Genomic DNA, 25,649 nt, shown 5'->3' with positions numbered 1-25,649 from the left:
GTTTTGTTACTTTTTTATTTGTTGATTAAGCCATTCTGGAATTACCGTTTCTACATTATCTGTGGGGATTGGAGCAATGTTATTTCTTATAGTAGAAATTCCATGCACCGTACCATGGGGAAGTTCTTGATGACAAGACCAACATTTACGTTCTGTTCTATTTTCTTGATGATTTTCAAGCCAACCGTCGTATTTTACTTGTGTTACCTGTTGTATATGACATCTTATACAATTGTTTTGTACTACTTCTTGTGAAGCTTCTCTCATAAACATTACCTCTGGTTCTGCTCTTGCTGTAAAAACCGAAGCATGAAATAAACCATCCTTAGCTTTGAAATAATATTTGTTAAAAACATTATCATGTGGTACATGACAATCATTACAAGAAGCTTGCTCTCTATGCGAACTATGCATCCAACTATTGTACATAGGCGTCATTACATGACAGTTTACACATGCCAAGGGATCATCTGACATATAAGAAACTAAAGAAGCCTCTTTTGCCATAAAAAAACCTAATCCTGTAACTATTCCTATTAAAACAATAGCTACTTTTCTCCATTTAGATTTTTTATTTGGTAATATTTCGCGATTAAAATTCAAGTCTTTTGTTTTTATCTTTAAGAGGCTGTTAACTCTTTTTCTAACTTAATAGCCTTTGGATGTAAAATGTTATTTTCTAAATGTATATGCTGATGTAAATCTTGTTCAAACTCTTCTAGTTTAGCATATAAAGCTTTAAACGTATTACACGCTCCTTCTGGTGGTGTATAATTGTTTGTTAACCTAGCTATTTCCTTTAAAACACCTCCTGCATTTTCATGCTCATGCTCCATCATTTTAATTGGATTATTTACGGTGCCAAATGGAGGTCGTTTATATACTTCCTTTTTCTTTTTGGCATCTACCAACTGATTTATAAATGGAAATAAAATTTGCTCTTCTTTTTGCATGTGAGAAATTAACTCGTTTGCTACTTCATGAAAGAGCTTATTTACTATAATTACTTCTTCATAATGATGTCCATGAACTTTTGCTACCTTATTAGCATATTGAGATAATAAAGGAAGACTTTCTCTTACATATGTATGGTGAAGATTTTCAATATAAACTATTAAAAAATCTAAGCTCCAACTATCAAAGTCTTGCAATTTATCTACCACTTTATCTACTTCAGAAAGCTCTTTTTCTAAAATTGCTTGGTCAACATTGTTTTTTTTACAAGCTTTTTCTACCGTAATAGCTCCTCCACAACAAAAATCTATTCCATGCTTCTTGAAAATATGTGCAGTTTTAATATTTTCGGTAACATACGCTGCTACTGTTTTTTCTCTTGACACTACCATAACTATTTATTTTTCGTTTTAAATAATACAGGATTAATAGTTACCATTACCCATCCCCAGTTGTTGGTATTTTCAAAGTTTCCTTTTAATGCTCTCATTCCTTCTGAAGCAAATAAGTGAGAATACCCAGCTTTAACTCCAATTTCTTTAGTAAATCTATATCCATAAACAAGATCTACTTCTGTTCCTAGCTGTTTTGAAACTGTGCTATTGATGTCGGCAGCAGCAGAAAAATTATGAACAAATGCTGTTAAATTAGATTTTGGATTTAATTTAAAATTTGCTTTAGCATAAATATCTAATAACCCTACACTGTTTATGTGATTTCCAACATAGAAATAGTCCATAAACCCATTAAACTTGTGGTTTGTTCCATAAAAAGGATTAAAAGCATTGTTCTTTCCACTTGCAATATTGTAATCGTTACCGCTTTGTAACTCAACACCTAAACCTACAGTTGTTTTGTTTGTTACCTTGTAGTTTGATTCTAAACCAAATAAATAAGCGCTTAAATCATTGTTATTAACATCGTTTCCAAACTGATAAAAGATATTAGCCGCTATATTTAATTTATTTCTTTTAGCTTTTAAATGTGTACCAACAGTTTGGCTATATTTTATTCCAGAAGTAGATTGTAGTCCATTATTCAAGAATAAAAAACTACCTGAGAAATTCTCAAAATCTTTATGAATCCATGCATACTGTAATGCTTTATATGTATTGGGTGTTGTTAGGTTTGTACCAATAATATTTTCTCTAGACTGATTGAACGCTAAACCAACATCTAACTTAAAAGTGTTTTTTCTATATTTTAATAGCGCCAAATCATGACTTCTAGCTTGTTGTGCCCAAGCTACATTACCAAACATTCTACTATCATCGTAAACAATTTCTTGACGCCCTAGTTTTAAAGAAAAATTAGAGTCTAACATAATTTCTCCCCATGCTTGGTGTATACTTAATCCATTTGAATCGCTTGAATTTAATTGAGGTACATCTCCCCAAACTCTAACGTCTTGAACACTTACATAAAAGTTCAATTTCTCAATTCTATAATCAATATTTACACGTGTTCTTTGCGATGTAAATAAAGCTGCTTTTGCGTTATCTGGAAATAACGTTTTAAAGCCATGTCTGTATTCTGCACGAGGACGTATTTCAGCATCAATTTGTAATTGTTGTGCATAACCTGTTAATGAGAATAACAGTAAAAATGCTGAGAGAAATTTAAATACTTTCATAATAATTCGATTTTACATTATCTATAAGCACAAATTTCAGTAGAAACAATTCTTTATTCTATGATAAAAATCATAGATGCATTTTTTTAAGTAGGGTAGATTTTGTTATTGCTGTTTAACTTATATAACCGCGCGGATTTAGTTACTAATTAAAATTTAAACATTATGAAGAAAATCAAAAGATTAATTATACCTCTTTTCATTGTTTTATCAATTTTAGTGATAAACTCGTGTAACAATGATGATACTATTGTAATCCCTTCTAATGCTAATGCTACTGGTAACTCTAACGGTTCAAATTCTGGAAACACTGGTAGTCAAGAACAAGGTAGTGATGGTGAAATTACTTTATATAAAATTGATGGCGATAATATTTCAAAAATCAAAGATTATAAAGTTACTGGGCAAGATTTAGAATATCAGAAAGATGTTGCTAAACATAATCAGATATGGGATTTAGTAAAAAAGATAGTACCATTAAATCAACGAAAAAAAATGGGTGAATTTTTAATTTACAATGGCTCAGTTTCTGGAAGTGCTGGTTTTGTAGTACAATTAAAAAAAGATTTATCTAGTTGGAAAATGGGTATTGCTATTAATTATGCTTATCAAGGTGGTTTTAATGCTGGTGGAGAAGTTTCTTATACTATTATTCATGAATTTGGGCATGTTTTAACTTTAAACGACACTCAATTGAATGCTGCCATTACAGCAGAAAATTGTAAAAACTATTTTCCAGGAGAAGGTTGTGCTAAAGACAATTCTTATATAAATGAATTACATGGAAAATATTGGAAAGATATTTGGGATGAATATCAAATAGCTAAAAAAGATCAAGAGTCTCAACAAAAATTCTATAATAAACATAAAGAAAAGTTTGTAACCCAATATGCCTCAACAAACCCTCCTGAGGATATTGCCGAAGTATTTGCAACATTCATTACTAGAAAAGATAAACCAGTTGGTAATACTATAGCTGAAAAGAAAATTCTTCTAATGTATGAAAAGAATGAATTGTTAGAATTTAGAAATCATATTAGAAAAAATTTACAGCTCAGAGGAAAAGGTAAAGCTTATGCAATTGAATTACCTGAACCTGGTAAATGGAAACAAGCTAATACTTTTGGAAATCCTTATAAAACTAAATGTAGACATTAATAATTTATATACGTTAAAAGGCGCTGTTGAGAGTAAATACCCTTCTATACTACCCTTCAATCATTTATCTCTTGATGGCGTCATTTTTAAACTATTAAATATGAAACAATCGTTATTATACTTATTATTTTTTACTGTTCTTAGTAGCTGTTCTTTATCTAAAAACATGAAAGAGACTCCGTTATTATATTATGGTAAAACTCCATGTATGGGTAAATGTCCCGTTTTTGACATGTATGTTTATAATGATGGTAAAGTAATTTATAAGGGATTACAAAATGTAACTTTAGAAGGTGAACATAAATTCTCTCTTTCTAAAAATCAATTACAGGAAATTGAAGATGAACTTAAAAAAGTTGATTTCAATATAAAAAATGAAACTATAAGAGATTTACCTTCTACGATATTAAAGTATAATGGTAAAAAACTTTCGGTAAGAAATAAAGAAAAAATAAAAGACTTAGTTAGGTTATTGGAAAAAATTATTGAGTAGTTTTTTCTATTTGTTTGTTTTAAAAAGACCATTGTATAAAAATGGTCTTTTTTTGGTTATAAATGGTTATACTGAAGATAAACGCAGTATTTTTGCCGAATGCAAAAACAAGAAAACAATTCTAAATTAGAATTCATAGCTTTAATGGCCTCATTAATGTCGTTAGTAGCTTTATCAATAGATGCTTTATTACCTGCTTTAGAACAAATAGGATTATCTCTTAACATACAACAAGCATCAAGTGATAATCAATTACTTGTAACAATGATTTTCTTAGGTTTAGGTTTTGGTCAATTAATATCTGGCCCTATTTCCGATAGCTTAGGTAGAAAACCCATAATTTATGGTGGTTTTATACTTTTTGTCATTGCTAGTTTTATTTGTGTAAGTGCCTCTTCTATTGAAATGATGGTTTTTGGTAGAATACTTCAAGGAATTGGATTATCAGCTCCTAGAACGATAAGCATAGCTATGGTTAGAGACTCTTTTAGTGGCGATTATATGGCTAAAATAATGTCGTTTATTGTTGTTATTTTTATCATGGTTCCAGTTGTAGCACCAGCAATAGGTAAGTTAATGTTAGATATTTATGGGTGGAAATCTATATTTTATAGTCAGTTAATTTTTGGAGTTATTGTCATGATTTGGCTATGGAAACGTCAACCAGAAACTTTAAAGGAAGAGAATAAAATTAAATTTTCTTTCCAATTATTTATTACTGGTACTAAAGAATTCATAAAGCATAAACAAGCCATTGTTTTTACTTTAATATCTGGATTTATCACTGGATCCTTTATGGTTTATTTAAGTGCATCTCAACAAATATTTCAAGAACAATATCATTTAGTAGATGAGTTTCCATACATCTTCGCAGGTCTTGCAATAGCTGTAGGTTTTGCTACTTTTTTAAACGGAACTTTCGTTATGAAATTTGGTATGTATAAATTGGTTTCTGTCTTTTTGGTTGTATTTACATTGATTCCAATTTTATATATCTTTTTATTTTATCAAAAAGAAAACCCAAGTATTGTAATTTTATTAACCTTCTTTGCTTTACAATTTTTTGCAATTGGTTTTCTATTTGGAAACTTAAGAGCACTTGCTATGCAACCTGTAGGACATATTGCTGGTATTGGAGCGGCTATTAATGGATTTGTTTCTACAATTATGGCTGTACCTATAGCTACTTTTATAGGTAAATTTGTTATTACCACTACCCTTCCGTTATTCATTGGATTTCTAGTTTGTGGTACCTTATCAATAGTTTTATTAAAAACTACTAAACTTAAAGCAGTAAAAAGCTAATTATGGCATTAGACATACTTTTTGAGGACGAATATATTATTTGTGTATCTAAACCTAATAATGTTGTTGTACATCATGCACATCATTCTAGAAATGTTTCTGATGAAGACTCTTTATTACAATTATTATTTAATCAATTTGGAAAGAAGTTTTACCCTATTCATAGACTAGACAGAAAAACTTCTGGTATTATTCTATTAGCAAAAGAAACTTCTTTTGTTTCTAAGTTCCAAGAATTGTTTACCAATAATGAAATTCAAAAAACATATTATGGAATTGTTCGAGGACATGCTCCTGAAGCAAAAATAATTGATTCTCCTGTAAAAGGTAGAGATGCAAATGTGCATAAAGAAGCTGAGACTTTACTTGAATTAGTAGATAAGATAACTCTTGATATTCCTGTAAAACCTTATGATACTTCACGGTATAGCTTAGTTAAATTATCTCCCAAAACAGGGCGCTTACATCAATTACGTATTCATATGAATAAGATAAGTCACCCTCTAATTGGTGATCCTAAATATGGTGATAAGAATCATAATACTATGTTTATAGAAAACTTTAACTGTGAAAACCTTTTTCTTCATGCATATTCTTTGACATTTAAGCACCCAATATCTAACAAGGAAATGATATTAGAAACAAAGCTTCCTAATGATTGGAATATTCTTTTCGGGAAATTTAATTGGAATATTTAAAAACTAATAATATTAAAAAAGGGTTACATTTTTATGTAACCCTTTTTTAATTAATTTATCCTAAAATTAAATTTCTTTAAAAATAGCGTGCATTAAACGCTTTTTATCATTAATACTTTCTTCTAAAGAAATCATAGTTTCTGTACGGTTTACACCATGAATATCATCAATTTGATAAATAATATCTTTTGCATCGTTTGTGCTTTTTGCTCTTACTTTACAAAATATATTATATTTTCCAGCAGTAACATAAGCAACCGTTACATTTGGTATTAAGCGTAAATTATCTAAAACGTGCTGCGTCATAGATGTTTTTTCTAAAAATACACCTACATGGGCTATAAACGAATATCCCATTTTTTCATAGTTCAAGGTTAATGTAGATCCTTGAATAATTCCTTCATCTTCCATCTTTTTTACACGAACATGAATAGTACCAGCCGATACTAATAATTTCTTTGCTATGTCTGTAAAAGGAGTACGAGCATTTTCAATTAAAATGTCTAAAATTTGGTGATCGATTTCATCTAGTACGAACTTCTTCATTTTTTTTGTTTTCTTCAAGTAATACTGCTAAAATATGTTTTTTTTACAAATAAAAACAACTTAGTTTAACAAAAGTTTAATTTTTAGTTATTTTTATTGAATTCTTTATGACCTAGAAAGGTTGATAAATTTCCTTCCTTTTCTCTAGTTAAGGTGAGTGCAAATTTACCATTTTCTACTTTCTCGACATACTGATATGCTACATCTTTTTCATTATTTTTTGTTCTATAAATTACATCATAGAAGTTCTTGATATTGTTTGGAATAGAAAAATAATCGGTATAATTTTCAAAGTTTTTTGCTGTAGAAATGTGATAAATTCCCTGTAATAGTGCGAAAAAATTAAATTTTCTCGCCATTTCTCGGTCATAATCTTCCTGATAATGTCCTGCTTCAATTAAAATTGTATTGTGCCCTAACTTTTGGAAATTATCTCCTGTTGCTGTTGGATAAAATTCATCTGTATAACGTCCAATATGATTTGGAATAAATTCTTGTAATAACGAATTCATAGCTACAATTACATTCATGGTCTCTTTTCTACCATTTGTAACTTTTCTTGAAATATCTTCTGATGGCGCTAAAAATGAAATTGTTGCTGGATTTTTAGTTCCTTCTACACCAAAAATGGTTCTTTGATCGTGTAAATTAAAACAAAACTCTGGATTAAATGCATCCAATATTTTTCTTAACAGCTTACTTTCTTTAGCTTCCAGTGCTACAGCATCTCTATTTAAATCTATATTATTAGCATTAACTCGAGTGTATACCTCTGCTCCATCTGGATTTAACATTGGTATCATAACTATCTCACAGCTTTCTTCAATAGCTTTTACTATTTCAGAATCTGAAAAATCTTTTATAAAGTTTAAGAAATCAAATAATGCTTTGGTCCCTGTACTTTCATTACCATGCATTTGGCTCCAAATAAGAATTTTTCTTTTTCCTGAACCAAATTTTAATTGATAAATATCTCTTCCTTCTTCTGATACTCCTATTACTTTCTTTTGAATAGAAGTAGTTAATTTTTCATATAGTGGTTCAATATCTTTTAAGGTAATCCATCTACCAGATATTTCACTTTCTTTAATTGTTGAATAATTATTTTCTAAAAAAGAAGATGCTATTTGTTTCATATATTGTTATAAAGAAAACCAGTTTGCCACTAGCTCTTTTTCTATAGGTGTGGCTGATATATGAATATAATCGTTTTTTTGCATATCATATGTATAATCTTTCGACCACTCTTCTATATTATTAGCTAATGTATTTAATGAATTACAGATGTAATTAACCTCTTCATTTGTAATGGTTGGGTGTACTGACAAACGTACCCATCCTGGTTTTTCGGTATTACATCCTTCTAATATTTGATCTTTTATTTTATGTGAAGTATTTTGATCTACGTTCAATAAAAAGTGTCCATAAGTACCAGCACAAGAACACCCTCCTCTTGTTTGAATTCCAAATCGATCATTTAATAATTTTACTACTAAATTAAAGTGATACTTTTCAAAGTAAAACGAGAAGATACTTAATCTATCTTTATGGTTTGGTGCTAATATTTGAACGCCATCTAAGTTCTCTAAACAATCAAAAATGATTGGATTTATTTCATCCTCACGTTTTTTCATGTTTTCTGTTCCCATTTGGTCTTTTACCTGAATTGATAAAGCTATTTTAATTGTTTGTAAAAAAGCTGGTGTACCACCATCTTCACGTGTTTCTACATCATCAAAATAGTCATGTTCTCCCCAAGGATTTGTGTAACTTACTGTACCTCCTCCTGGGTTATCTGGCACCATATTTTTGTATAATTTCTTATTAAAAATAAGTACTCCAGAACTTCCAGGTCCACCTAAAAACTTGTGTGGAGAAAAGAAAATAGCATCTAAATACTCATCTTCTTTTTCTGGGTGCATGTTGATATCAACATAGGGTGCTGAGCAAGCAAAATCAACAAAACAAAGTCCACCATATTTATGTATCAATGCAGCTACTTTATGGTACTGAGTTTTAATTCCTGTTACATTTGAACCTGCTACTATTGAAGCTATTTTAATTGGTCTGTCTTTGTATTTCTGGATTGTTTCCTCAAACTTTTTTAAGCATACCAAACCTGCATCGTTACATGGTACTACTACAACATCGGCAATTGTTTCTATCCATGATGTTTGGTTTGAATGGTGCTCCATATGAGATACAAAAACAATTGGTTTTAACTCCGCTGGAACTTGTGTATGATCTTTTAAACTTTCAGTTACTTTTAAACCTAAAATTCGTTGAAACTTGTTTACAACTCCAGTCATTCCAGAACCTTCCGTAATTAAAACATCATCTTTTGATGCATTTACATGACGCTTTATAATATTTCTTGCCTCATGATATGCTAAGGTCATAGCTGCACCAGAAGTTGATGTTTCTGTATGTGTATTGGCTACAAAAGGTCCAAATTTGTATAATAACTGTTCCTCAATAGGTCTATACAATCTACCACTAGCAGTCCAATCTGTATATACCATTTTTTGTTCACCATAAGGCGACTGGTAGGTTTGATCGATTCCTACAATGTTTTTTCTAAATTTATCAAAATATTGCTCTAAATTCATAATTAGATTGTATTACAGTTAAAATTAAGATTAATAAACTATCTAGTCTAATAGATTTATAATATTAACCAATTAATATTTTTTGTTTAATTATAGTCTAAACTTACCTCCTATTAATATAGTGTTTTCAAAAAAGTAAAAACTTTGAGAAGCACTATCTGCTGGATTCATTGTTGTTCTTATGTCAGACATATTGATGTATCCACCTTTTAAATCGGCTTGTATAAAGAAGTGTTTTAAGAAAGCGATATTTAACCCTGCTCCTATAGACATTCCGTAACCCGATAAATGAAATTCATCGTATCTTTCTTTTTCTAATAACTTTGTGTTACTTCTTGGAAATAAAATACCTGCACCTACTCCTTCTGTTAAGTTAATTTGTAAGTTTTCCATATTTAATCCAAACCAGTGACTTACATCGTCAAATCGTTTTACTTCTACATTTACATAGTTTAAACCATCAGTATGCTCAAAACGTAAGAAATCGTCTGTTAACTTAATTGTCTGATTGTTATAAGTACCATCGTACTTTGCGTTTCCTATATTTATATTTCCGTTTATGGTTACATCCTGATCATTTACCATTACATATTTCATATGATCAACCCCAATAGAAATTGTATAATTCTCTTTAAAGAAATATCCTATTCTATAGTTTGTTTGTGGAATGGTAATTCTCCCTGGGTGAAAATAATCTCTAAAAGAAAACTTAGTAGGTCTGTCTTTTGCTCTTACATTAGATAATGTAAAATCGTAGTTTTCACCTTTAAATCGGATATCAGAATCAGAGTAATCTGCCCAGTTCCAACCCCAGTAAACAAAGAACTTTCCTTTATTTGTAACTTTCTTTTTCTCTCTTACTTTTTCTTCTTTCTCTTGCCCTACTATTAATGATGTTGTTAATAACATCATTAATAAACTCACTATTCTTAATTTCAACGCGTTGTTATTTTCTTATTTTATTATTGCTTTGATTTCTTCTATCACTCTTTCAGCCAGTGAATCTGCTTTTTCTTGTGATTTTGCTTCTGTATAAATTCGAATAATAGGCTCTGTATTCGATTTACGTAAGTGTACCCACTCTTCAGCAAAATCTATTTTTACTCCATCTATAGTATTTACTTCTTCATTTTTATACTTATCAGCCATTGTTTCTAAAATCTTATCAACATCAATTTGTGGTGTCAACTGGATTTTATTTTTACTCATAAAGTAACTTGGATATGAATCTCTTAATTCTTTACAAGACATTTTTTTATGTGCTAAATGCGATAAGAATAAAGCAACTCCTACTAATGAATCTCTTCCGTAGTGAGAAGCTGGATAAATAATTCCTCCATTTCCTTCTCCACCAATTACTGTATCGGTATCCTTCATCATTTGCACTACGTTTACTTCTCCTACTGCAGAAGCTGTATATGTTCCCCCGTGCTTTTCTGTAACATCTCTTAATGCTCTTGATGATGATAAGTTTGATACTGTGTTTCCTCCACCTAATCTTCCTAATACATAATCGGCACAAGCAACTAATGTATATTCTTCACCAAACATTGACCCGTCTTCAGAAATTAATGCTAAACGATCTACATCTGGATCCACAACAATTCCTAAATCGGCTTTCTTTTTTACTACTAATTCTGAAATATCAGTTAAGTGCTCTTTTAATGGCTCTGGATTGTGTGGAAACTGTCCATTTGGCTCACAATATAATTCGATACATTTTACTCCTAATTCTTTTAATAAAGCTGGAATAAATACACCTCCTGTAGAATTAACTCCATCTACTACCACTTTAAACTTAGCTTTTTTAATAGCCTTTACGTCTACTAAATCTAACTTTAAAACTTCTTTGATATGCTTTTTTAGATACTTCTTATTCTTTTTGTATGAACCTAAATCATCAACTTCAGCAAAAGAAAAATCTTCACTTTCAGCTAACTTTAAAATTTCTTCACCATCTGCTCCATTTAAAAACTCCCCTTTTTCGTTCAATAATTTTAAAGCATTCCATTGTTTTGGATTATGAGAAGCAGTTAAGATAATACCTCCCTGTGCTTTTTCTAACGGTACTGCTACTTCTACCGTTGGTGTTGTAGACAATCCTAAATCGACTACATTAATTCCTAAACCAACTAAAGTATTGGCTACTAGGTTACTTATCATTTTACCAGAAATACGTGCATCTCTTCCTATAACTACTTTAATTTTTTCAGCTTCTGGATTTCTTTTTTTTATGAATGCTCCATATGCTGAAGCAAATTTGACAGCATCAATCGGTGTAAGGTTATCTCCTGTAGCTCCCCCTATTGTACCTCTGATTCCTGATATTGATTTTATAAGTGTCATATTAATTTTTATTAGGGTACAAATATAATGGTATTTAAGAAATTAACTTAAAAACTAAACGTCTTTAACTGTAACAAATGTTACAATTAAGAGCATAAAAAAACCGCTACAATTGTAGCGGTTTTATAGGTATAAATGTTTAGAAAATTATTTTCCTTCCATTTTCTTCTTTAACTCAGCTAATCCACCGATATCACCTAATGTAGTTTTCTCTACATCAGCAGCTTTCTTAGCAGCAGCCTTGATGTTTTTCTTTTCTTCTTCTCTAAAGATAGAAGTATGAGAAACAACAATTCTACGGTATTCTTTACTAAATTCAGTTACGATAAACTGTACAGTATCTCCTTTAGCTAATTTCGATCCGTCTTCTTTTTCTAAGAAACGAGTTGGAGCAAATGCTTCAATTCCATCAGCGAATACTACTGTAGCACCTTTATCATTCTTTTCTTTAATAGTACCTTCGTGAGTTGATCCGATTGCATACGTAGCTTCATGAGCATCCCAAGGGTTATCTTGAGTTTGCTTGTGACCTAAGTTTAACTTACGGTTTTCAACGTCTAATTCTAATACTTGAACATCTAACTTATCACCAACAGTTACGAAATCTGATGGGTGCTTAATTTTCTTAGTCCAAGATAAATCAGAGATATATACTAATCCGTCAATACCTTCTTCTAATTCTACGAATACACCGAAGTTAGTATAGTTACGTACAGTACCAGTGTGAGTAGAACCTACAGGGTACTTAGTAGTAATATCTGTCCATGGATCTGGGTGTAATTGCTTCATACCTAAAGACATCTTACGATCTTCACGATCTAATGTTAAGATTTGAGCTTCTACTTCATCACCAACTTTTACGAAATCTTGAGCAGAACGTAAGTGAGTAGACCAAGACATTTCAGATACGTGAATTAATCCTTCAACTCCTTCTTCAACCTCTACAAATGCACCGTAATCAGCTAAAACAACAACTTTACCTTTTACTTTATCTCCAACTTTTAAGTCAGCATTTAAAGCTTCCCATGGGTGAGCTGATAATTGTTTTAATCCTAATTGGATTCTAGACTTGTTATCATCAAAGTCTAAGATTACAACATTTAATTTTTGATCTAATTCAACAACCTCATTAGGGTGGTTGATACGAGACCAAGATAAATCAGTAATATGTACTAATCCGTCAACACCACCTAAGTCAACAAACACACCATAAGAAGTAATGTTTTTAACAACACCTTCTAATACTTGTCCTTTTTCTAATTGACCGATGATTTCACGTTTTTGATCTTCTAAATCAGCTTCGATTAATGCTTTATGAGATACTACTACGTTTTTAAATTCGTGGTTGATTTTTACAACTTTGAATTCCATAGTTTTCTCTACATATTGATCGTAGTCACGGATAGGCTTCACATCAATTTGAGAACCTGGTAAGAATGCTTCAATACCAAATACATCAACGATCATACCTCCACGAGTTCTACACTTAACAAAACCGTTAACGATTTCTCCAGTTTCGTGTGCATTGTTAACACGATCCCAAGCTTTAATTACACGTGCTTTTTTGTGAGATAATACTAATTGACCAGAAGAATCTTCTCTTTTATCAACTAATACTTCAACTCTATCACCAACAGCTAAATTTGGGTTGTAACGGAATTCGTTTAAAGAAATAACTCCTTCAGACTTAGAGTTGATATCGATGATTGCATCTCTATCAGTAATTCTTGTTACTTCACCTTCGATTACATCACGCTCGTTTACGAAACCTACTGTACCTTCTAAGGCTTTTTCAAATTCTTTTAATTTAGACTCATCAACTTCGTCAATACCTTCTTCGTATTTGTGCCAGTTAAAGTTAGCTAAAAATTCTGCTGGGTTTACTGCTTCTGCAGCTTTTTTTGTTTCTTCAGACATGTCTGAAATAAATTTTGTATCTTTTTGTTAGCCAGATTTTTTACAATACTAACTCAAAGAGAAATTAAACTTTTATAAATATATTTTACACCTTTTATAAACCTGTTCTTGTAAAAAGGCGTGCAAATTTACGAAGTTTTATTGAAATAACCTACAAAGCTTTTGATTTTAAAAGATTTAACCTCATTACTGGTTATATAACCATAAACAATTTTCTTATTTACACTTATTCAGTTACATGAAAGAGTTAATCTTATTAATTCTTATTTTCTTATACCACACGATACAATCGTGCGGGAGCGAGGGAATATCTAATAACATTGATTACTTATTATTACTTAATCAAATCTTTTAGTATTAAACTTTCATTATTATTTTCACTAAAAGGCTTCAAATAAATAAAGTATACAAATTCATTTCTTTTTAGAATCATTAGTTCATTAAACTCTTCAATGTTTGAATCATTCAAATCACATTGTAAATCAATACTATTGTTATTATTGTAAGACAATCCAAAAGTCTTGTTTAAAGGAAATGATAGGTATACTTTGTCTACAGTTTTATCTTTTATATAATCATCTTTAAACCCCTTTATATATAAATTAATTTTATTAATATTTAAATGACTACCAAACGAATAACTCAAGCCACTGAGTGAAAAAAAGTTAGTATAAACCTTTCTTGAAGACTTATTAGATCGTTCATTTAAAAAGAGTGTAGAACTCTGTAAACTCGTTATTTTATTAATTCTCTTTTTAAAAACAATTAATACAAACTTGGATTTAAATTTATCATAAGTATAAACTGAAACAGAAGATATAGAATCTACAGATAAGGTATACTTATAAGCTAAATCAGAATTATCTCTTTTTAAAATATCTTTATAATCATTTGGTTCACTAACAAATTCTTTTTTTGAAAACGAATCTCCTATCGCTGAACTAAGAGATATTAAGTAATAAATAAAGAAACTTAAAATAGCGACTATTAATAATATTTTGGTTTTATTCATATTTTATTCCTTTTAAATTAGGTTAAATCCCAAAAGCTATAAGTATTAATAAAGTTGAAGTACCTCCAGACAATACTGTTGTTATAATAGCACCGACCACTATATCTGACCTACCCAACTCCCGCTAGTCTCTGACTAGTGATAAACACATTTAGTTTTATTTAATTAAACTCTACGAAAATCATAGCATTTTACAATTTTCGTCTAAAATAAAAAAACTACTTCAATTTCTTAAAGTAGTTTTTCCTATTAAAAATTCTGAAATTAATTCTTATTTCTTTTTACCACACGATGCAATCGTGCGGGAGCCGGTATTCTATTCTTCTTGACAAAGACCTAAATATAACTTATCATTATTTACAAAGTTTAATAATAGTTCCCCTTCTGCAAGTTGTCTTTTTATAAAAGAGGTATCTTTTTGATTCATAAAGCTTGAAGAAAGTAAAACTATTTTTATACTATTATCCTTATTATAAAATCTAAGATAATTACCGTACCCTAAAGTATCAGCACCTTTTAAAAAATAATACTTATCCAAATTCTCTACTAATGAACTATCAAGCAATTCATTATTTTTTTACAAAAAATGTAATAACATCTGGAGCTGGTCTATTGTAAAACCTTTTTAATTTTACCTTATCAATACATAAAGAGCTCTTTTTCTCTACACAAGAGAACAAAAAAATTGAAGTTATTAATAATATACTATTTTTTAACACCATTTTTCTTAAAAGCTTATTCTAACTCTTCAATCTCCACCTTAAATAGCGTGTCAAAAATTTCAAATATGGTTTGTGATTCTTTTTTACGAACAGAAATAGTATACTCGCAATTCATTTCTAATTTTTGAGCCACGATAGTTAAATTTCTTTCTTTTATAATACGTTGAACTTTATTCATCATATCGTATTCAAAAGTCAATTTATATCGAATATCTATTGTTTTCTCAATAATTTCTGATACTTCTAAAGCAAATTGAGCTGAAGTTCGATAAGCGTTTATTAAACCTCCTACTCCTAGTTTAGTTCCTCCAAAATAACGAACAGATACTATCAATATATTAGTTACTTCAAAGGTCTGAATTTGCCCATAAATTGGTTGTCCTGCCGAATTACTTGGTTCACCATCATCATTAGCTCTAAATCTAATCTTTTCAGTACCAAGTTGCCATGCATAACAAAAATGACGTGCAGAATGATGTTTCTTTTTTAAACCTTCTAAAGCTTCTTTGATATCTTCTTCAGAAAATACAGGAAATGCATAACCAAAAAACTTACTGTTTCTATCTTTAAATAAGGTTTCCTCTGAAGGAACATCAATTGTTTTATATGTGTCTTTAATCTCTTCCATTATGCCGAAGCTACTAATAAAATACTAATTATCGCTAATCCTATGCCCACCCAATTCTTTTTAATCAATCTTTCCTTAAAAAACAACAAAGCAAAAACAGTAGTCAATATTACAATTGACACATTGTTGATAGTAAATATAGTAGAACTCTCCAATCCTTTTGTTTGCAATGCTTTAATTAAAAACTCCATTGAATAATAATTTGGAATACCCAAAGCTATCCCTCCTATCAAATTTTTCCAATGAAACTGAAACTTACCGTTAATCATTTGGATAATTACAAAAAAGGTACCTAATATAAATGCACAACCGAATATTGTTCCTAAAAACATAGGTACTGTTCCGTCTGGTACAGATGTACTTTCTACATATTTCAATCCTGCATCAATACATCCAGAACCAACAAATAACAATAATGGAAATACTAAATTTTTAAACTTTACGGGAGAAGTATCACTTTTTGCTGATGATAAATAAACTGCTACCAAAGCCATCAAGATCCCTACAACCTTTACAAAACCAACACTTTCTTTATAAACAACAATTCCTACAATTATAGGAATAACTACCGACATTTTCCCTGCAACTGAAGCTACCGAAAGTCCGTTTTTCTGTGCTGTAAGCCCCATAACATTGAATACTGTTATGAATAAAAAACCTAAACAAAATGCTCCAAAAAACCACGGCTGATCTGGTATTTCTACTACAGACATTGATATATCGGAAGTAAATAAACCAAAAGATAAAGCTATAGCATAATTTACTACGATAGCTTGTAATGTATTAATCTTAAAAACATCAAATAGCTTAAAGATTACAAACAATAAACTAGAGACTAAAACACTTAATATTAAATAATCCACTTTAAAATTCTTTCCTCTTTAATAAATCAACTACATCTTCTTTTCCAGGAGCTAAATTCCAAACGTGTATTCCTAATTCTTTTGCTGCATTTGTATTTTCTTCTGTATCATCAATAAAGATTGTTTCAGATGGATTCAAATTATTTTCATTCAACACAAATTCATAAATATTCGCATTCGGCTTTCTAAAGTTTATCTCATGCGATAAATAAAATTGCTCAAAACAACTTTTAAATTCATTATATAATGCTGCTCCCCAATCATTTTGAATCCACGAAATATGCAAATCGTTCGTATTACTTAATAAAAATATTCGGTATTTTTTTGAAGCAACAAGTTCTTTAAGAAACTCTAACCTATGCAATGGAAAATCTAACAAAATAGCATTCCATGCATTTACTAAATCTTCTCTATTTAATTGCGGAAATTTTACTTGATAAAAATCAACAAATTCATCAGTAGAAATTAGCCCCATCTCATATTTATAATAGGTTTCTATCATATCTTGAGAAATATCAGTTACTCCTAATTTTGCTAATTCTCTATAGGTTGCTTCCTTATCTAAATTGATGAATATATCACCAAAATCAAAAATGATGTTTTTAATCATTTAAATATATCTTTAACACATCGTTATCGATGCTTTCTTTATTTATTATTTTTCCTTTTATCTCTGGAGCCTTAACTCCATTTCCAAATTCTGTATTACCTACAAAAACTCTAGCTTCATCCCATAATTCAGCATCTATAAATGTTTGCAAAGTTTTTGTACCTCCTTCTACAATTACCGATTGAATATGGTGTTTTTGTAAAACTTCACATATCTGCTGAGGAATATTTGTTTTGAAATCTATTTCTTCATAAATAACATTTTCTTTTTCTTCTGAAATCTGCCTCTCCTCTTCTCTAGTTTCTGTTACAAGAATAGTTTTCACATTACCATCAAATACATTTGCTTCTTGTGATATTCTCAAGTTTTTATCCAATACTATTCTTATAGGATTATGCCCAGTCCAACTGCGTGCAGTTAACGAAGGATTATCAGCTATTACTGTATTAGTTCCAACCAAAATGGCATGTTCTTCACTTCTCCACTTATGAACTAATTGTTGTGAATATTGATTTGAAATCCAAACTGGTTTTTGTTCATCTTTAGTCATAGGAGCTACAAAACCATCATTGGTTTCCGCCCATTTTAATATGATATACGGACGCTTTTTGTTTTGTACTGTGAAAAACCGTTTATGCTGCTCTTTACACTCTTTTTCTAACATTCCTACTGTTACAGAGCATCCTGCTTTTCTTAATCGCTCTACACCTTTTCCTGCTACCAAACTATTCGTATCGATACAACCAATTACCACATTAGGTATTTGACTTCTAACAATTAAATCTGCACAAGGTGGTGTTTTACCATAATGCGAACATGGCTCTAGCGTTACATATATAGTAGCTTCCTTTAACTGTTCTTTATTCTTAACTGCATGAATTGCATTTACTTCTGCATGATTTCCCCCATAGGCGCTTGTATATCCTTCGCCTATAATACGATCTTGATAAACAACCACTGCCCCAACAGATGGATTAGGACGTGCAGTACCTATGCCTTTCTCTGCTAATTCTAAACAGCGTTTTATGTATTTTTCGTGATTCAAAAAAGCTATAGTTTTATTTTAATATCTTCAGTTTTATCAATGGAATAAATATGTGAAAATCCTAAAACTTTATATTTTATATCTCCTTTAAACTGAACTTTTACACTTTTACTTTTGCTTAGTAATGAATTAATCAATCCTCCTAAAATTCCACCGCCTTCACTAGAAAATACTTTCTTAGTAGGAATAACAACTTTTAATGGAATTGCAAACTCCTTTCTTGCTGGAACTTTAAACACTTCTGAAGACACTTTGGCCATTTCATCTCCATTAACCAAAACTTTTATTTCATCTGTAGATATTTTCCCTCCAATATCGTTAGGATTTTTAAAAAAAGCATTTGCATTTAAATGTATTGTATCTGGTGTTATAGACATAATCTTTACATCATCAACCTTAATAAATACTGGTTTTTCTTTTACAGAACAACCAATAACAAGTAATACCACTACAAAAAACACCAATTTCTTCATACGAATTCTCATTTTTTAGCTAATTTGCAGTGCAAAAATAAGGTATTCCTATGACACCCTCTGATTTTATTATTCGAGAAATACAACCTAATGACAATCAACAAGTAGCACAAATAATCCGTGAAGTATTAATTGAACTTGGAGCTCCTAAAGTAGGCACTGCTTATGAAGACAAGGCTACCGATCAAATGTTTGAAACTTACGAAAAAGAAAATGCTTCTTATTTTGTAATTGAACATAATAACAAAATTGTTGGAGGCGCAGGTTTTGCAAAATTAGAAGGTACTGAAGAGGCTATTTGTGAATTTCAAAAAATGTATTTCTTACCTATTACTAGAGGAAAAGGATTAGGAAGTAAACTAATAGATCATTGTTTAACCGAAGCTAAAAAACAAGGTTATACCCAGTGTTATTTAGAAACCATGCCTTACATGGAAGCTGCTAGAGCTTTGTATAAAAAAAATGGTTTTACAAATCTAGACAAGCCAATGGGAAATACAGGACATTACTCTTGTAATGTTTGGATGCTTAAAAAATTATAATATTTAAACGAATTAAGATATAAGGTTATGAAAAAACATATTTTAATTTGTTTTGCACTTCTATTAAGTTGCAAAGAAAAACCAACTTACAACCCTTTTGATAATCAATTTAATATTGATGAATCTTATTTTAAAAAAGATAAATTAGATACTATATGGGATACTTGTGGATATTATTCTTTAGTTAAAAAAGAAAAAGAATATCAAATAGAATATCATTATTATCTAGAAAATTTTTTAGCTAAAGGATTTTTTTTTAATATCGATACAATAAAATTAAGCACTAAATACTCTTTAAAAAAGAGAGATTCAATAAATAGTCTCCTTATAAATTATCAAAAACTAAATAAGTCTTTGATAAATTTCAACTATACATTCCACAAACAAATAAACAATAAAATATTAATAAAGAATTTAAGTAATAATACAATAGATACTGCTGAAGTTTTTTCTAACGATGCCAATTATATTAATTTCTATAGAGCTATAAGCTACATTAATAAAAAAAACAAATGGAATTAAAAGAATACAAAGAACAATTCATAGGAAAATTAATTGGTACCTATCCTACAACAGAAATTGACACCTTTTTCACTTATTTGGTTGAAGAGTATTTGGAACTACAGAGAATTGATATAATCATGAAACCAGATTTTGAAATTCCTACAGAAAAAGAAACAGTTTTAAATAATGCCTTAGAAAGACTTTTAAATGAAGAACCTATTCAATACATCATTGGGCATACTGAGTTTTTTGGATTACCATTTAAAGTAAACAATCACACACTAATTCCTCGCCCTGAAACCGAAGAACTTGTAGAATGGATTATTCAAGAGGTCAATTCTATGAGAAAAGAGTTCGACTCTAATAAAAAGCTATCAATCTTAGATATTGGAACCGGTTCAGGATGCATTCCTATTAGTTTAAAAAAGAATTTATCTAATGTTGATGTTACAAGCATAGATATTTCTGAAAAAGCATTAGAAACAGCCAAACAAAATGCTAAACTTAATCAGGTAAATGTTGAGTTTTTAGAAAAAGACATCCTTAACACCAATTCTTTACCTAAACAATACGATATTATTGTTTCTAACCCTCCTTATGTTAGAAACTTAGAAAAAGTAGAAATTAAAAATAACGTTTTACAAAACGAACCTCATTTGGCTTTATTTGTTGATGATGATAACCCTTTAGTTTTTTATGAAAAGATAGCTGATTTAGCTAAAATCCATTTAACTAATAATGGGCTTTTATTCTTTGAAATAAATCAATATTTAGGTCAAGAAACTTTAAAAATGTTAGAGGATAAAAAGTTCTCAACTAATGAGCTTAGAAAGGATATTTTTAACAATGATAGAATGATTAAAATATCCAAAAAAAACGACTTATAAAAGCGAATTTCATTTTTTTTATAATCTTAATTTTCTGTATATTAGCTAATAAGACAAAAGATTAAGAAAAATTGGATTTACAAAAACTACTTACGGATACAAACAGCAAAGCTATTTTTTTAATAGATCATGAAGGGCAAATAGTTGACTTTTTTCCAAAGGAAAATGAACTTGTAGACCTTAAAGAAAAAATAGCAGCTTTTGATGCTGTTATCTTTAATATGTCCGAAAACTTTTTTAATCTGTTCTTCAATACAGAATTAAACGAAATAATCTTAAAATCTACTAATGAAACGCTCTTACTTTTTAAACACGAAGAGTATGTTTTATGTTTTTTGACAGACAAAGCCACCAACATTGGATTACTAAGTTTAATGTTAAAAAAACAAATGAAAAACACTCAAAAATTAATTATTTAAAAACACTTAAGTCCCCCAGACCATGGAACAAATTTTAAAAGATTTAATCAAAAACGTAAAAGAAAACATCCCAGGATTTATTGCAATTAGTGTTGCAGAAATGTCAACAGGAGAATCATTAATGTCAGATTCAGTTGATCCAGATTTTGACCCAGCATTAGCATCTGCTTTTAACGTATCTATCATTAATTCCAAAAGAGAAGCTATTAAAACTCTTGGTTTAGACGAAAACCTAAGAGATATCCATTTTAAATTAGACAACCACATTCACGTTATTAATATGTCACCTGGAGGTGATTACTTTATTTACCTAGCAGTAGATAGCAAAAAAGCAAATTTAGCTTTAACTAGAACTATGCTAAACAAATATAAAATCGAGTTAAATGCAGTCTTATAAAGCTATCAATATTCAGCAAACCAATACTGATGATGAATTCAAAAGCTTTATTAAATCATTTCAACAAGAGTATCAACTAAAAGTTTTAAATAATAGTACAGCTTCTAGTGAACAGCAAAAAAAATCAGAAGAAAATTCTACGAGTTTATTAAGCTTGTTATTTAAAGAATATGATAGTATTAATGATTTAATGAAGGATTTTTCACATCAACTTAAAAATGCCATTTAAAACTTAAATTAAGTTTCTTTACAAAGCATTAAAATATAATTATATCAAAACCACAATAAAAGCACAATAAATAACATTATTGTGCTTTTAACTTTTTAAAAACCAAAACTAATTTATTTATCAAGTCATATATTTCTTTTTCATTATAACTCGCAAACCCCATCCTTATAGCATTATGTCCTGTTTTTGCTATATCATATCGATACCACTCTCCTATCTCTAACTGATGTTTATATCCTTCTTCATAAACCTGTTTCCATGAATATTTTTTATTCAAGCGAATCCACACAGCCATACCTCCTTTTGGTATTTCAAATTGAAAACAGTCTGATAACTTCTCTTTTAACAAACCACAAAATAAATCTCGACGTGCTTTATAAATCTTCAATACTTTTCTAATATGTCTATCCAAATCTCCCGACTTAATAAAATCGGCAAAAGTAAGTTCTAATAACGCATCACCTTGCCTATCTACAAAACCACGTAATTTAGAAGCTTCATCTACAAACTCTTTTGAAGCAATTAAATAACCTATTCTAAATACTGGAGCTACAGTTTTACAAACAGAACCTATATAAATTACATTTCCATTAACATCATGGCTCGCTAAAGGTAAAATTGGCGCATGATTATAATTAAAATCGTAATCATAATCATCTTCAATAATCGCAAACTTATATTTTTTAGCTAAGTTTAATAAATGAATCCTCCTTTCAGCCGATAATGTAACCGTTGTTGGATGGTGATGATGTGATGTTACATACACAGCTTTAATCTGCTGTTTTTTACACTGCTTTTCAATTTCTTCAGTTACAATACCATTTTCATCTACCAATACACGTAATAAGTTTGCTTTTTGATGTAAAAAAGTTACATCAGCTGAAGCATAATTAGTTTCACCAACTATAATATTATCTCCTTCTTTTAATAATAGTTTCGACGATAACCAAATTCCCATTTGGCTACCACGAGTAATTAAAATATTCTCTTTTGAAATCTGCAACCCTCTTGTCTCATTCAAATAACCAACCAATGTTTCTCTTAGCTTAATATTTCCAAAAGTTGAACCATAGCCAAACTCTTTATAAACACTTTGTTTTGACGCTATTCTTCTATAAGTTCTAACTATTTCTTCTATCGGAGTTAATCTTTCATCAGAAGTCCCATCATTTATATAAATCATATCAGATGATTCTTTTTCTCCTTTTGACAACAACTCATTATTTTCATAAAAAGAAAAGCCTGCCTTCAACTTTTCTTTCTTAACACTCTCTTCTACAATACTAGTTGTATTTAACAAAGGGAGATTACCATGTACAAATGTTCCTTTTTTCGGAATGCTTTCAACCCAACCTTGCAACGCCAATTCTTCATAACAAGCTACAATTGTTTTTCGATGCACATTCAGTAATTCAGCAAAACTTCTTGTTCCCAATAATTTTGTACCAGATGAAAGATTTCCTTCCTTTATAAAAACAATAAATTGATTTGCTAATTGCAAATACAAAGGCTCTTTTACATCTCTATTAATTTTGAAACTAGTTTTATACGGAAACATCTGGACTACAAACTCTTTTTATTCTGGACTAATATAATAGTCCATAAAAATAGTATTTTTGGATAACAAAACAACAAAACATGCTTAAACAAGATTTAAAAATTACTGAATACAACGAATACTTTTCTAGATACATCAATAAGGTTGCTAATAATATAAGTCTTTCAAAAGGCTTTGAAGAAGATAAAAACATGGTAATTAACTTCTTTTCTTCCATACCTGAAGATAAATTAGAGTATCGCTATCAACCAGAAAAATGGAGTATTAAAGAAGTATTGCAACATATTATAGATACTGAACGAATTTTTATGTATCGATTCTTACGAATTGCCAGAAACGATAAAACTGCTTTAGCTGGCTTTGATCAAAACATATACATTTCTCCGTCGCAAGCTAACAACAAATCGTTAGAAGAATTAATTCATGAATTTACTACAACTCGTTTGTATTCAATAAACCTGATAAATAGTATTTCAGAAAATAACTTACAAAACATAGGAACTGCCAGTGAATCTCAAATATCAGCTAGAGCTTGTGCTTTTGTTTTATTAGGGCATAGCATTTGGCATATAGAGATTATTAAAGAACGCTATTTATAATGTTAGAAATTAGACCAAATTGCGAACACTGCAATAAAGATTTGCCTAATACATCAACCGAGGCTATGATTTGCTCTTTTGAATGTACTTATTGTAAAACTTGTGCTTTAGAAATTTTTGAAAATGTTTGCCCAAGTTGCTCGGGAAATTTTGTGGAAAGGCCTATTCGACCTTTAAAAATGATTGAAAAATATCCTGCTTCATCTAATCGCATTTTCAAGCCAAAAGAACTATCAAAAACAAAAATAAACTCAGAAAAATTTAAAGATGTTAAACCAGAAAGAAGATAAAACAATACATATTAGAAAAGCAACAGAAACCAATGTTGAAGTTTTAGCTTTACTTGGAAGAATAACTTACAGTGAATCTCATGGTCATTTTATTAATGATAAAAATGACCTATTAGCCTACAATAATAAAGCATTTTCAATCGCAAAAATTAAAGAAGATATAGATAACGATAACAACTTATTCTACATCTTATATGTAAACAACCTACCAGCCGGATACGCAAAATTAGTACTTAATGCAACACATGAAAGTATAACGTCTACCAATAGTTGTAGATTAGAAAGAATATACATTTTAAATGATTTTATTCCTTTAAAAATTGGACAACAACTATTAACCTTCATCGAATCGAAAGCTAAAGAATTACAATTAGATACCATATGGCTTTCTGTTTACATCAAAAACGAAAGAGCCATACGTTTTTACAAAAGAAATGAATTTAAAGACACAGGAAAATTAGATTTCTTAGTTAATGGAAACTCTTATGAAAACTTCGTTTTATCTAAAAAAATTAAATCATGAAAGAATATTCAAAATCAAAACTAAACAGAGTAAAAAGGGGGCAAAATAGAGCTACTTACGATGTTGAAAAAATTAACACCATTTTAGACGCTGGTTTTATTGGTTATGTAAGCTATGTTTATCAAGGAGGAGCTATTACACTCCCAATGGCTTACGGAAGAAAAGACAACAAAATATACCTACATGGTTCACAAGCCAACAGAATGCTATTAGCTCTTCTAGAAGCTAAAGAAATGAGCATGACCGTGATGCATTTAGACGCCTTAGTCTTGGCGCGTTCTGGATTACATCATTCAGTAAATTATAGATCAGCAACTCTATTTGGGCCGGTTAAAAAGGTTACAAATCCTGAAGAAAAAGATGCTGCTTTATTTTGTTTTATGGAACATATGATGAAAGGTCGATGGGATGGAATACGTCCAATGCATCAAGAAGAATTAGACAGAACCATGGTTGTAGAAATGACTATTGAAACAGCTTCTGCTAAAATTAGAGATGTTGGAGTAGCTGATGAACCAGAAGATTACAATTTAGATGTTTGGGCTGGTTTGGTACCAATTAAACAAATAGTCCTACCTCCTATTTCTGATGAAAATTTAAAAGAAGGAATTGAAATTCCTCAGCACGTTACAAATTATTATAATCAAAATAAATAGTACATTAGCCGACTTTATTAACCCCCTTAAAAT

At 29.9% G+C, this 25,649-nt stretch carries 31 protein-coding genes; 14 read left to right on the top strand and 17 right to left on the bottom strand.

Annotated elements, in window-relative coordinates; genetic code table 11:
• Window positions 1-6: 6 nt before the first annotated feature.
• The 3 genes from nrfH to ACOQN8_RS14640 are packed head-to-tail and all read right to left on the bottom strand — an operon-like array spanning window position 7 to window position 2,587.
• A complete protein-coding gene (gene nrfH / locus ACOQN8_RS14650) occupies window positions 7-603 on the bottom strand; it encodes a cytochrome c nitrite reductase small subunit (protein WP_150898761.1) in 597 nt (198 codons plus the stop codon).
• A gap of 17 nt (window positions 604-620) precedes the next feature.
• Complete coding sequence (ric, locus tag ACOQN8_RS14645) at window positions 621-1,346, bottom strand: iron-sulfur cluster repair di-iron protein (RefSeq protein WP_420553227.1); 726 nt, start codon at window positions 1,344-1,346, stop codon at window positions 621-623.
• 2 nt (window positions 1,347-1,348) lie between these two features.
• Complete coding sequence (locus ACOQN8_RS14640; RefSeq protein ID WP_272149077.1) at window positions 1,349-2,587, bottom strand: alginate export family protein; 1,239 nt, start codon at window positions 2,585-2,587, stop codon at window positions 1,349-1,351.
• 165 nt (window positions 2,588-2,752) lie between these two features.
• Here ACOQN8_RS14640 and ACOQN8_RS14635 point away from each other — a divergent pair, with 165 nt between their 5' ends.
• The 4 genes from ACOQN8_RS14635 to ACOQN8_RS14620 all read left to right on the top strand — a co-directional run bounded on the left by ACOQN8_RS14635 (window position 2,753) and on the right by ACOQN8_RS14620 (window position 6,241).
• Entirely contained in the window at window positions 2,753-3,745 is a 993-nt protein-coding gene (locus ACOQN8_RS14635; protein ID WP_420553226.1) for a zinc-binding metallopeptidase, read from the top strand.
• A 100-nt stretch (window positions 3,746-3,845) separates the two neighbouring features.
• Window positions 3,846-4,238, top strand: coding sequence for a DUF6438 domain-containing protein (locus ACOQN8_RS14630; protein WP_420553225.1), 393 nt, complete (start codon window positions 3,846-3,848; stop codon window positions 4,236-4,238).
• 99 nt (window positions 4,239-4,337) lie between these two features.
• Window positions 4,338-5,543 carry a multidrug effflux MFS transporter gene (locus tag ACOQN8_RS14625; RefSeq protein ID WP_272149073.1) on the top strand — a complete coding sequence of 402 codons (1,206 nt, stop codon included), beginning with the start codon at window positions 4,338-4,340 and terminating at the stop codon, window positions 5,541-5,543.
• A 2-nt stretch (window positions 5,544-5,545) separates the two neighbouring features.
• Window positions 5,546-6,241 carry a pseudouridine synthase gene (locus ACOQN8_RS14620; protein WP_420553224.1) on the top strand — a complete coding sequence of 232 codons (696 nt, stop codon included), beginning with the start codon at window positions 5,546-5,548 and terminating at the stop codon, window positions 6,239-6,241.
• Between the two features lie 66 nt (window positions 6,242-6,307).
• On the opposite strand, the gene ACOQN8_RS14615 is transcribed toward ACOQN8_RS14620, so the two are convergent.
• The 13 genes from ACOQN8_RS14615 to ACOQN8_RS14555 form a co-directional block, all read right to left on the bottom strand.
• A complete protein-coding gene (locus ACOQN8_RS14615) occupies window positions 6,308-6,787 on the bottom strand; it encodes an Lrp/AsnC family transcriptional regulator (RefSeq protein WP_182123590.1) in 480 nt (159 codons plus the stop codon).
• An 83-nt stretch (window positions 6,788-6,870) separates the two neighbouring features.
• On the bottom strand, window positions 6,871-7,923 hold the full coding sequence (locus ACOQN8_RS14610; RefSeq protein WP_420553223.1) for a M14 family zinc carboxypeptidase: 1,053 nt from the start codon (window positions 7,921-7,923) through the stop codon (window positions 6,871-6,873).
• Window positions 7,924-7,929: 6 nt separating this feature from the next.
• Window positions 7,930-9,396 (bottom strand): aminotransferase class V-fold PLP-dependent enzyme, encoded by a 1,467-nt coding sequence (locus tag ACOQN8_RS14605; RefSeq protein ID WP_420553222.1) that lies wholly within the window; start codon window positions 9,394-9,396, stop codon window positions 7,930-7,932.
• Between the two features lie 90 nt (window positions 9,397-9,486).
• The gene (locus ACOQN8_RS14600) at window positions 9,487-10,308 is read right to left on the bottom strand and encodes a hypothetical protein (RefSeq protein ID WP_394350028.1); all 822 of its coding nucleotides are present in this window, start codon (window positions 10,306-10,308) and stop codon (window positions 9,487-9,489) included.
• A 42-nt stretch (window positions 10,309-10,350) separates the two neighbouring features.
• On the bottom strand, window positions 10,351-11,742 hold the full coding sequence (glmM, locus tag ACOQN8_RS14595; protein ID WP_235275467.1) for a phosphoglucosamine mutase: 1,392 nt from the start codon (window positions 11,740-11,742) through the stop codon (window positions 10,351-10,353).
• 147 nt (window positions 11,743-11,889) lie between these two features.
• A complete protein-coding gene (rpsA, locus tag ACOQN8_RS14590) occupies window positions 11,890-13,659 on the bottom strand; it encodes a 30S ribosomal protein S1 (RefSeq protein WP_150898782.1) in 1,770 nt (589 codons plus the stop codon).
• Between the two features lie 334 nt (window positions 13,660-13,993).
• Window positions 13,994-14,671, bottom strand: a complete 678-nt coding sequence (locus ACOQN8_RS14585; RefSeq protein ID WP_420553221.1) for a hypothetical protein — start codon at window positions 14,669-14,671, stop codon at window positions 13,994-13,996.
• Window positions 14,672-14,987: 316 nt separating this feature from the next.
• Window positions 14,988-15,236 carry a hypothetical protein gene (locus ACOQN8_RS14580; RefSeq protein WP_420553220.1) on the bottom strand — a complete coding sequence of 83 codons (249 nt, stop codon included), beginning with the start codon at window positions 15,234-15,236 and terminating at the stop codon, window positions 14,988-14,990.
• Window positions 15,237-15,406: 170 nt separating this feature from the next.
• On the bottom strand, window positions 15,407-16,021 hold the full coding sequence (locus tag ACOQN8_RS14575) for an IMPACT family protein (RefSeq protein ID WP_420553219.1): 615 nt from the start codon (window positions 16,019-16,021) through the stop codon (window positions 15,407-15,409).
• Window positions 16,021-16,884, bottom strand: a complete 864-nt coding sequence (locus tag ACOQN8_RS14570) for an EamA family transporter (RefSeq protein WP_150898792.1) — start codon at window positions 16,882-16,884, stop codon at window positions 16,021-16,023. Before ACOQN8_RS14570 ends, ACOQN8_RS14575 begins: the two co-directional genes overlap by 1 nt.
• A 1-nt stretch (window position 16,885) precedes the next feature.
• Window positions 16,886-17,494, bottom strand: a complete 609-nt coding sequence (locus ACOQN8_RS14565; RefSeq protein WP_420553218.1) for an HAD-IA family hydrolase — start codon at window positions 17,492-17,494, stop codon at window positions 16,886-16,888.
• Window positions 17,487-18,539 carry a bifunctional diaminohydroxyphosphoribosylaminopyrimidine deaminase/5-amino-6-(5-phosphoribosylamino)uracil reductase RibD gene (ribD, locus tag ACOQN8_RS14560; protein ID WP_420553217.1) on the bottom strand — a complete coding sequence of 351 codons (1,053 nt, stop codon included), beginning with the start codon at window positions 18,537-18,539 and terminating at the stop codon, window positions 17,487-17,489. Before ribD ends, ACOQN8_RS14565 begins: the two co-directional genes overlap by 8 nt.
• A gap of 5 nt (window positions 18,540-18,544) precedes the next feature.
• Window positions 18,545-19,024 (bottom strand): LEA type 2 family protein, encoded by a 480-nt coding sequence (locus tag ACOQN8_RS14555; protein WP_272149062.1) that lies wholly within the window; start codon window positions 19,022-19,024, stop codon window positions 18,545-18,547.
• A 38-nt stretch (window positions 19,025-19,062) separates the two neighbouring features.
• Between ACOQN8_RS14555 and ACOQN8_RS14550 the strand changes: the two genes are divergently transcribed.
• The 6 genes from ACOQN8_RS14550 to ACOQN8_RS14525 all read left to right on the top strand — a co-directional run bounded on the left by ACOQN8_RS14550 (window position 19,063) and on the right by ACOQN8_RS14525 (window position 21,990).
• Entirely contained in the window at window positions 19,063-19,554 is a 492-nt protein-coding gene (locus ACOQN8_RS14550; RefSeq protein ID WP_272149061.1) for a GNAT family N-acetyltransferase, read from the top strand.
• Window positions 19,555-19,581: 27 nt separating this feature from the next.
• Window positions 19,582-20,076, top strand: coding sequence for a hypothetical protein (locus ACOQN8_RS14545; protein ID WP_420553216.1), 495 nt, complete (start codon window positions 19,582-19,584; stop codon window positions 20,074-20,076).
• The gene (gene prmC, locus ACOQN8_RS14540) at window positions 20,067-20,945 is read left to right on the top strand and encodes a peptide chain release factor N(5)-glutamine methyltransferase (protein WP_420553215.1); all 879 of its coding nucleotides are present in this window, start codon (window positions 20,067-20,069) and stop codon (window positions 20,943-20,945) included. Before ACOQN8_RS14545 ends, prmC begins: the two co-directional genes overlap by 10 nt.
• 71 nt (window positions 20,946-21,016) lie before the next feature.
• Window positions 21,017-21,364: a roadblock/LC7 domain-containing protein gene (locus ACOQN8_RS14535; RefSeq protein ID WP_420553214.1), complete on the top strand. Its 348-nt coding sequence runs from the start codon at window positions 21,017-21,019 to the stop codon at window positions 21,362-21,364.
• 22 nt (window positions 21,365-21,386) lie between these two features.
• Window positions 21,387-21,761 (top strand): hypothetical protein, encoded by a 375-nt coding sequence (locus ACOQN8_RS14530; protein ID WP_150898803.1) that lies wholly within the window; start codon window positions 21,387-21,389, stop codon window positions 21,759-21,761.
• The gene (locus ACOQN8_RS14525) at window positions 21,748-21,990 is read left to right on the top strand and encodes a hypothetical protein (protein WP_150898804.1); all 243 of its coding nucleotides are present in this window, start codon (window positions 21,748-21,750) and stop codon (window positions 21,988-21,990) included. The genes ACOQN8_RS14530 and ACOQN8_RS14525 overlap by 14 nt, the downstream gene beginning before the upstream one ends.
• 76 nt (window positions 21,991-22,066) lie before the next feature.
• Here ACOQN8_RS14525 and ACOQN8_RS14520 read toward each other — a convergent pair whose 3' ends face one another.
• Window positions 22,067-23,548: an aminotransferase-like domain-containing protein gene (locus ACOQN8_RS14520; RefSeq protein WP_420553213.1), complete on the bottom strand. Its 1,482-nt coding sequence runs from the start codon at window positions 23,546-23,548 to the stop codon at window positions 22,067-22,069.
• 80 nt (window positions 23,549-23,628) lie between these two features.
• Between ACOQN8_RS14520 and ACOQN8_RS14515 the strand changes: the two genes are divergently transcribed.
• The 4 genes from ACOQN8_RS14515 to ACOQN8_RS14500 are packed head-to-tail and all read left to right on the top strand — an operon-like array spanning window position 23,629 to window position 25,616.
• Window positions 23,629-24,147 (top strand): DinB family protein, encoded by a 519-nt coding sequence (locus ACOQN8_RS14515; protein ID WP_420553212.1) that lies wholly within the window; start codon window positions 23,629-23,631, stop codon window positions 24,145-24,147.
• Complete coding sequence (locus ACOQN8_RS14510; protein WP_150898807.1) at window positions 24,147-24,437, top strand: DUF1272 domain-containing protein; 291 nt, start codon at window positions 24,147-24,149, stop codon at window positions 24,435-24,437. Before ACOQN8_RS14515 ends, ACOQN8_RS14510 begins: the two co-directional genes overlap by 1 nt.
• The gene (locus ACOQN8_RS14505; protein WP_420553211.1) at window positions 24,415-24,960 is read left to right on the top strand and encodes a GNAT family N-acetyltransferase; all 546 of its coding nucleotides are present in this window, start codon (window positions 24,415-24,417) and stop codon (window positions 24,958-24,960) included. Before ACOQN8_RS14510 ends, ACOQN8_RS14505 begins: the two co-directional genes overlap by 23 nt.
• Window positions 24,957-25,616 (top strand): pyridoxamine 5'-phosphate oxidase family protein, encoded by a 660-nt coding sequence (locus tag ACOQN8_RS14500; protein ID WP_420553210.1) that lies wholly within the window; start codon window positions 24,957-24,959, stop codon window positions 25,614-25,616. The genes ACOQN8_RS14505 and ACOQN8_RS14500 overlap by 4 nt, the downstream gene beginning before the upstream one ends.
• The last annotated feature ends 33 nt before the right edge of the window (window positions 25,617-25,649 follow it).

This window comes from Tenacibaculum aiptasiae, from assembly GCF_965221665.1.
Taxonomy (GTDB): domain Bacteria; phylum Bacteroidota; class Bacteroidia; order Flavobacteriales; family Flavobacteriaceae; genus Polaribacter; species Polaribacter aiptasiae.
The sequence above is the reverse complement of the archived record's forward strand: the minus strand, read 5'-3'. Positions and strand labels throughout refer to the sequence as shown.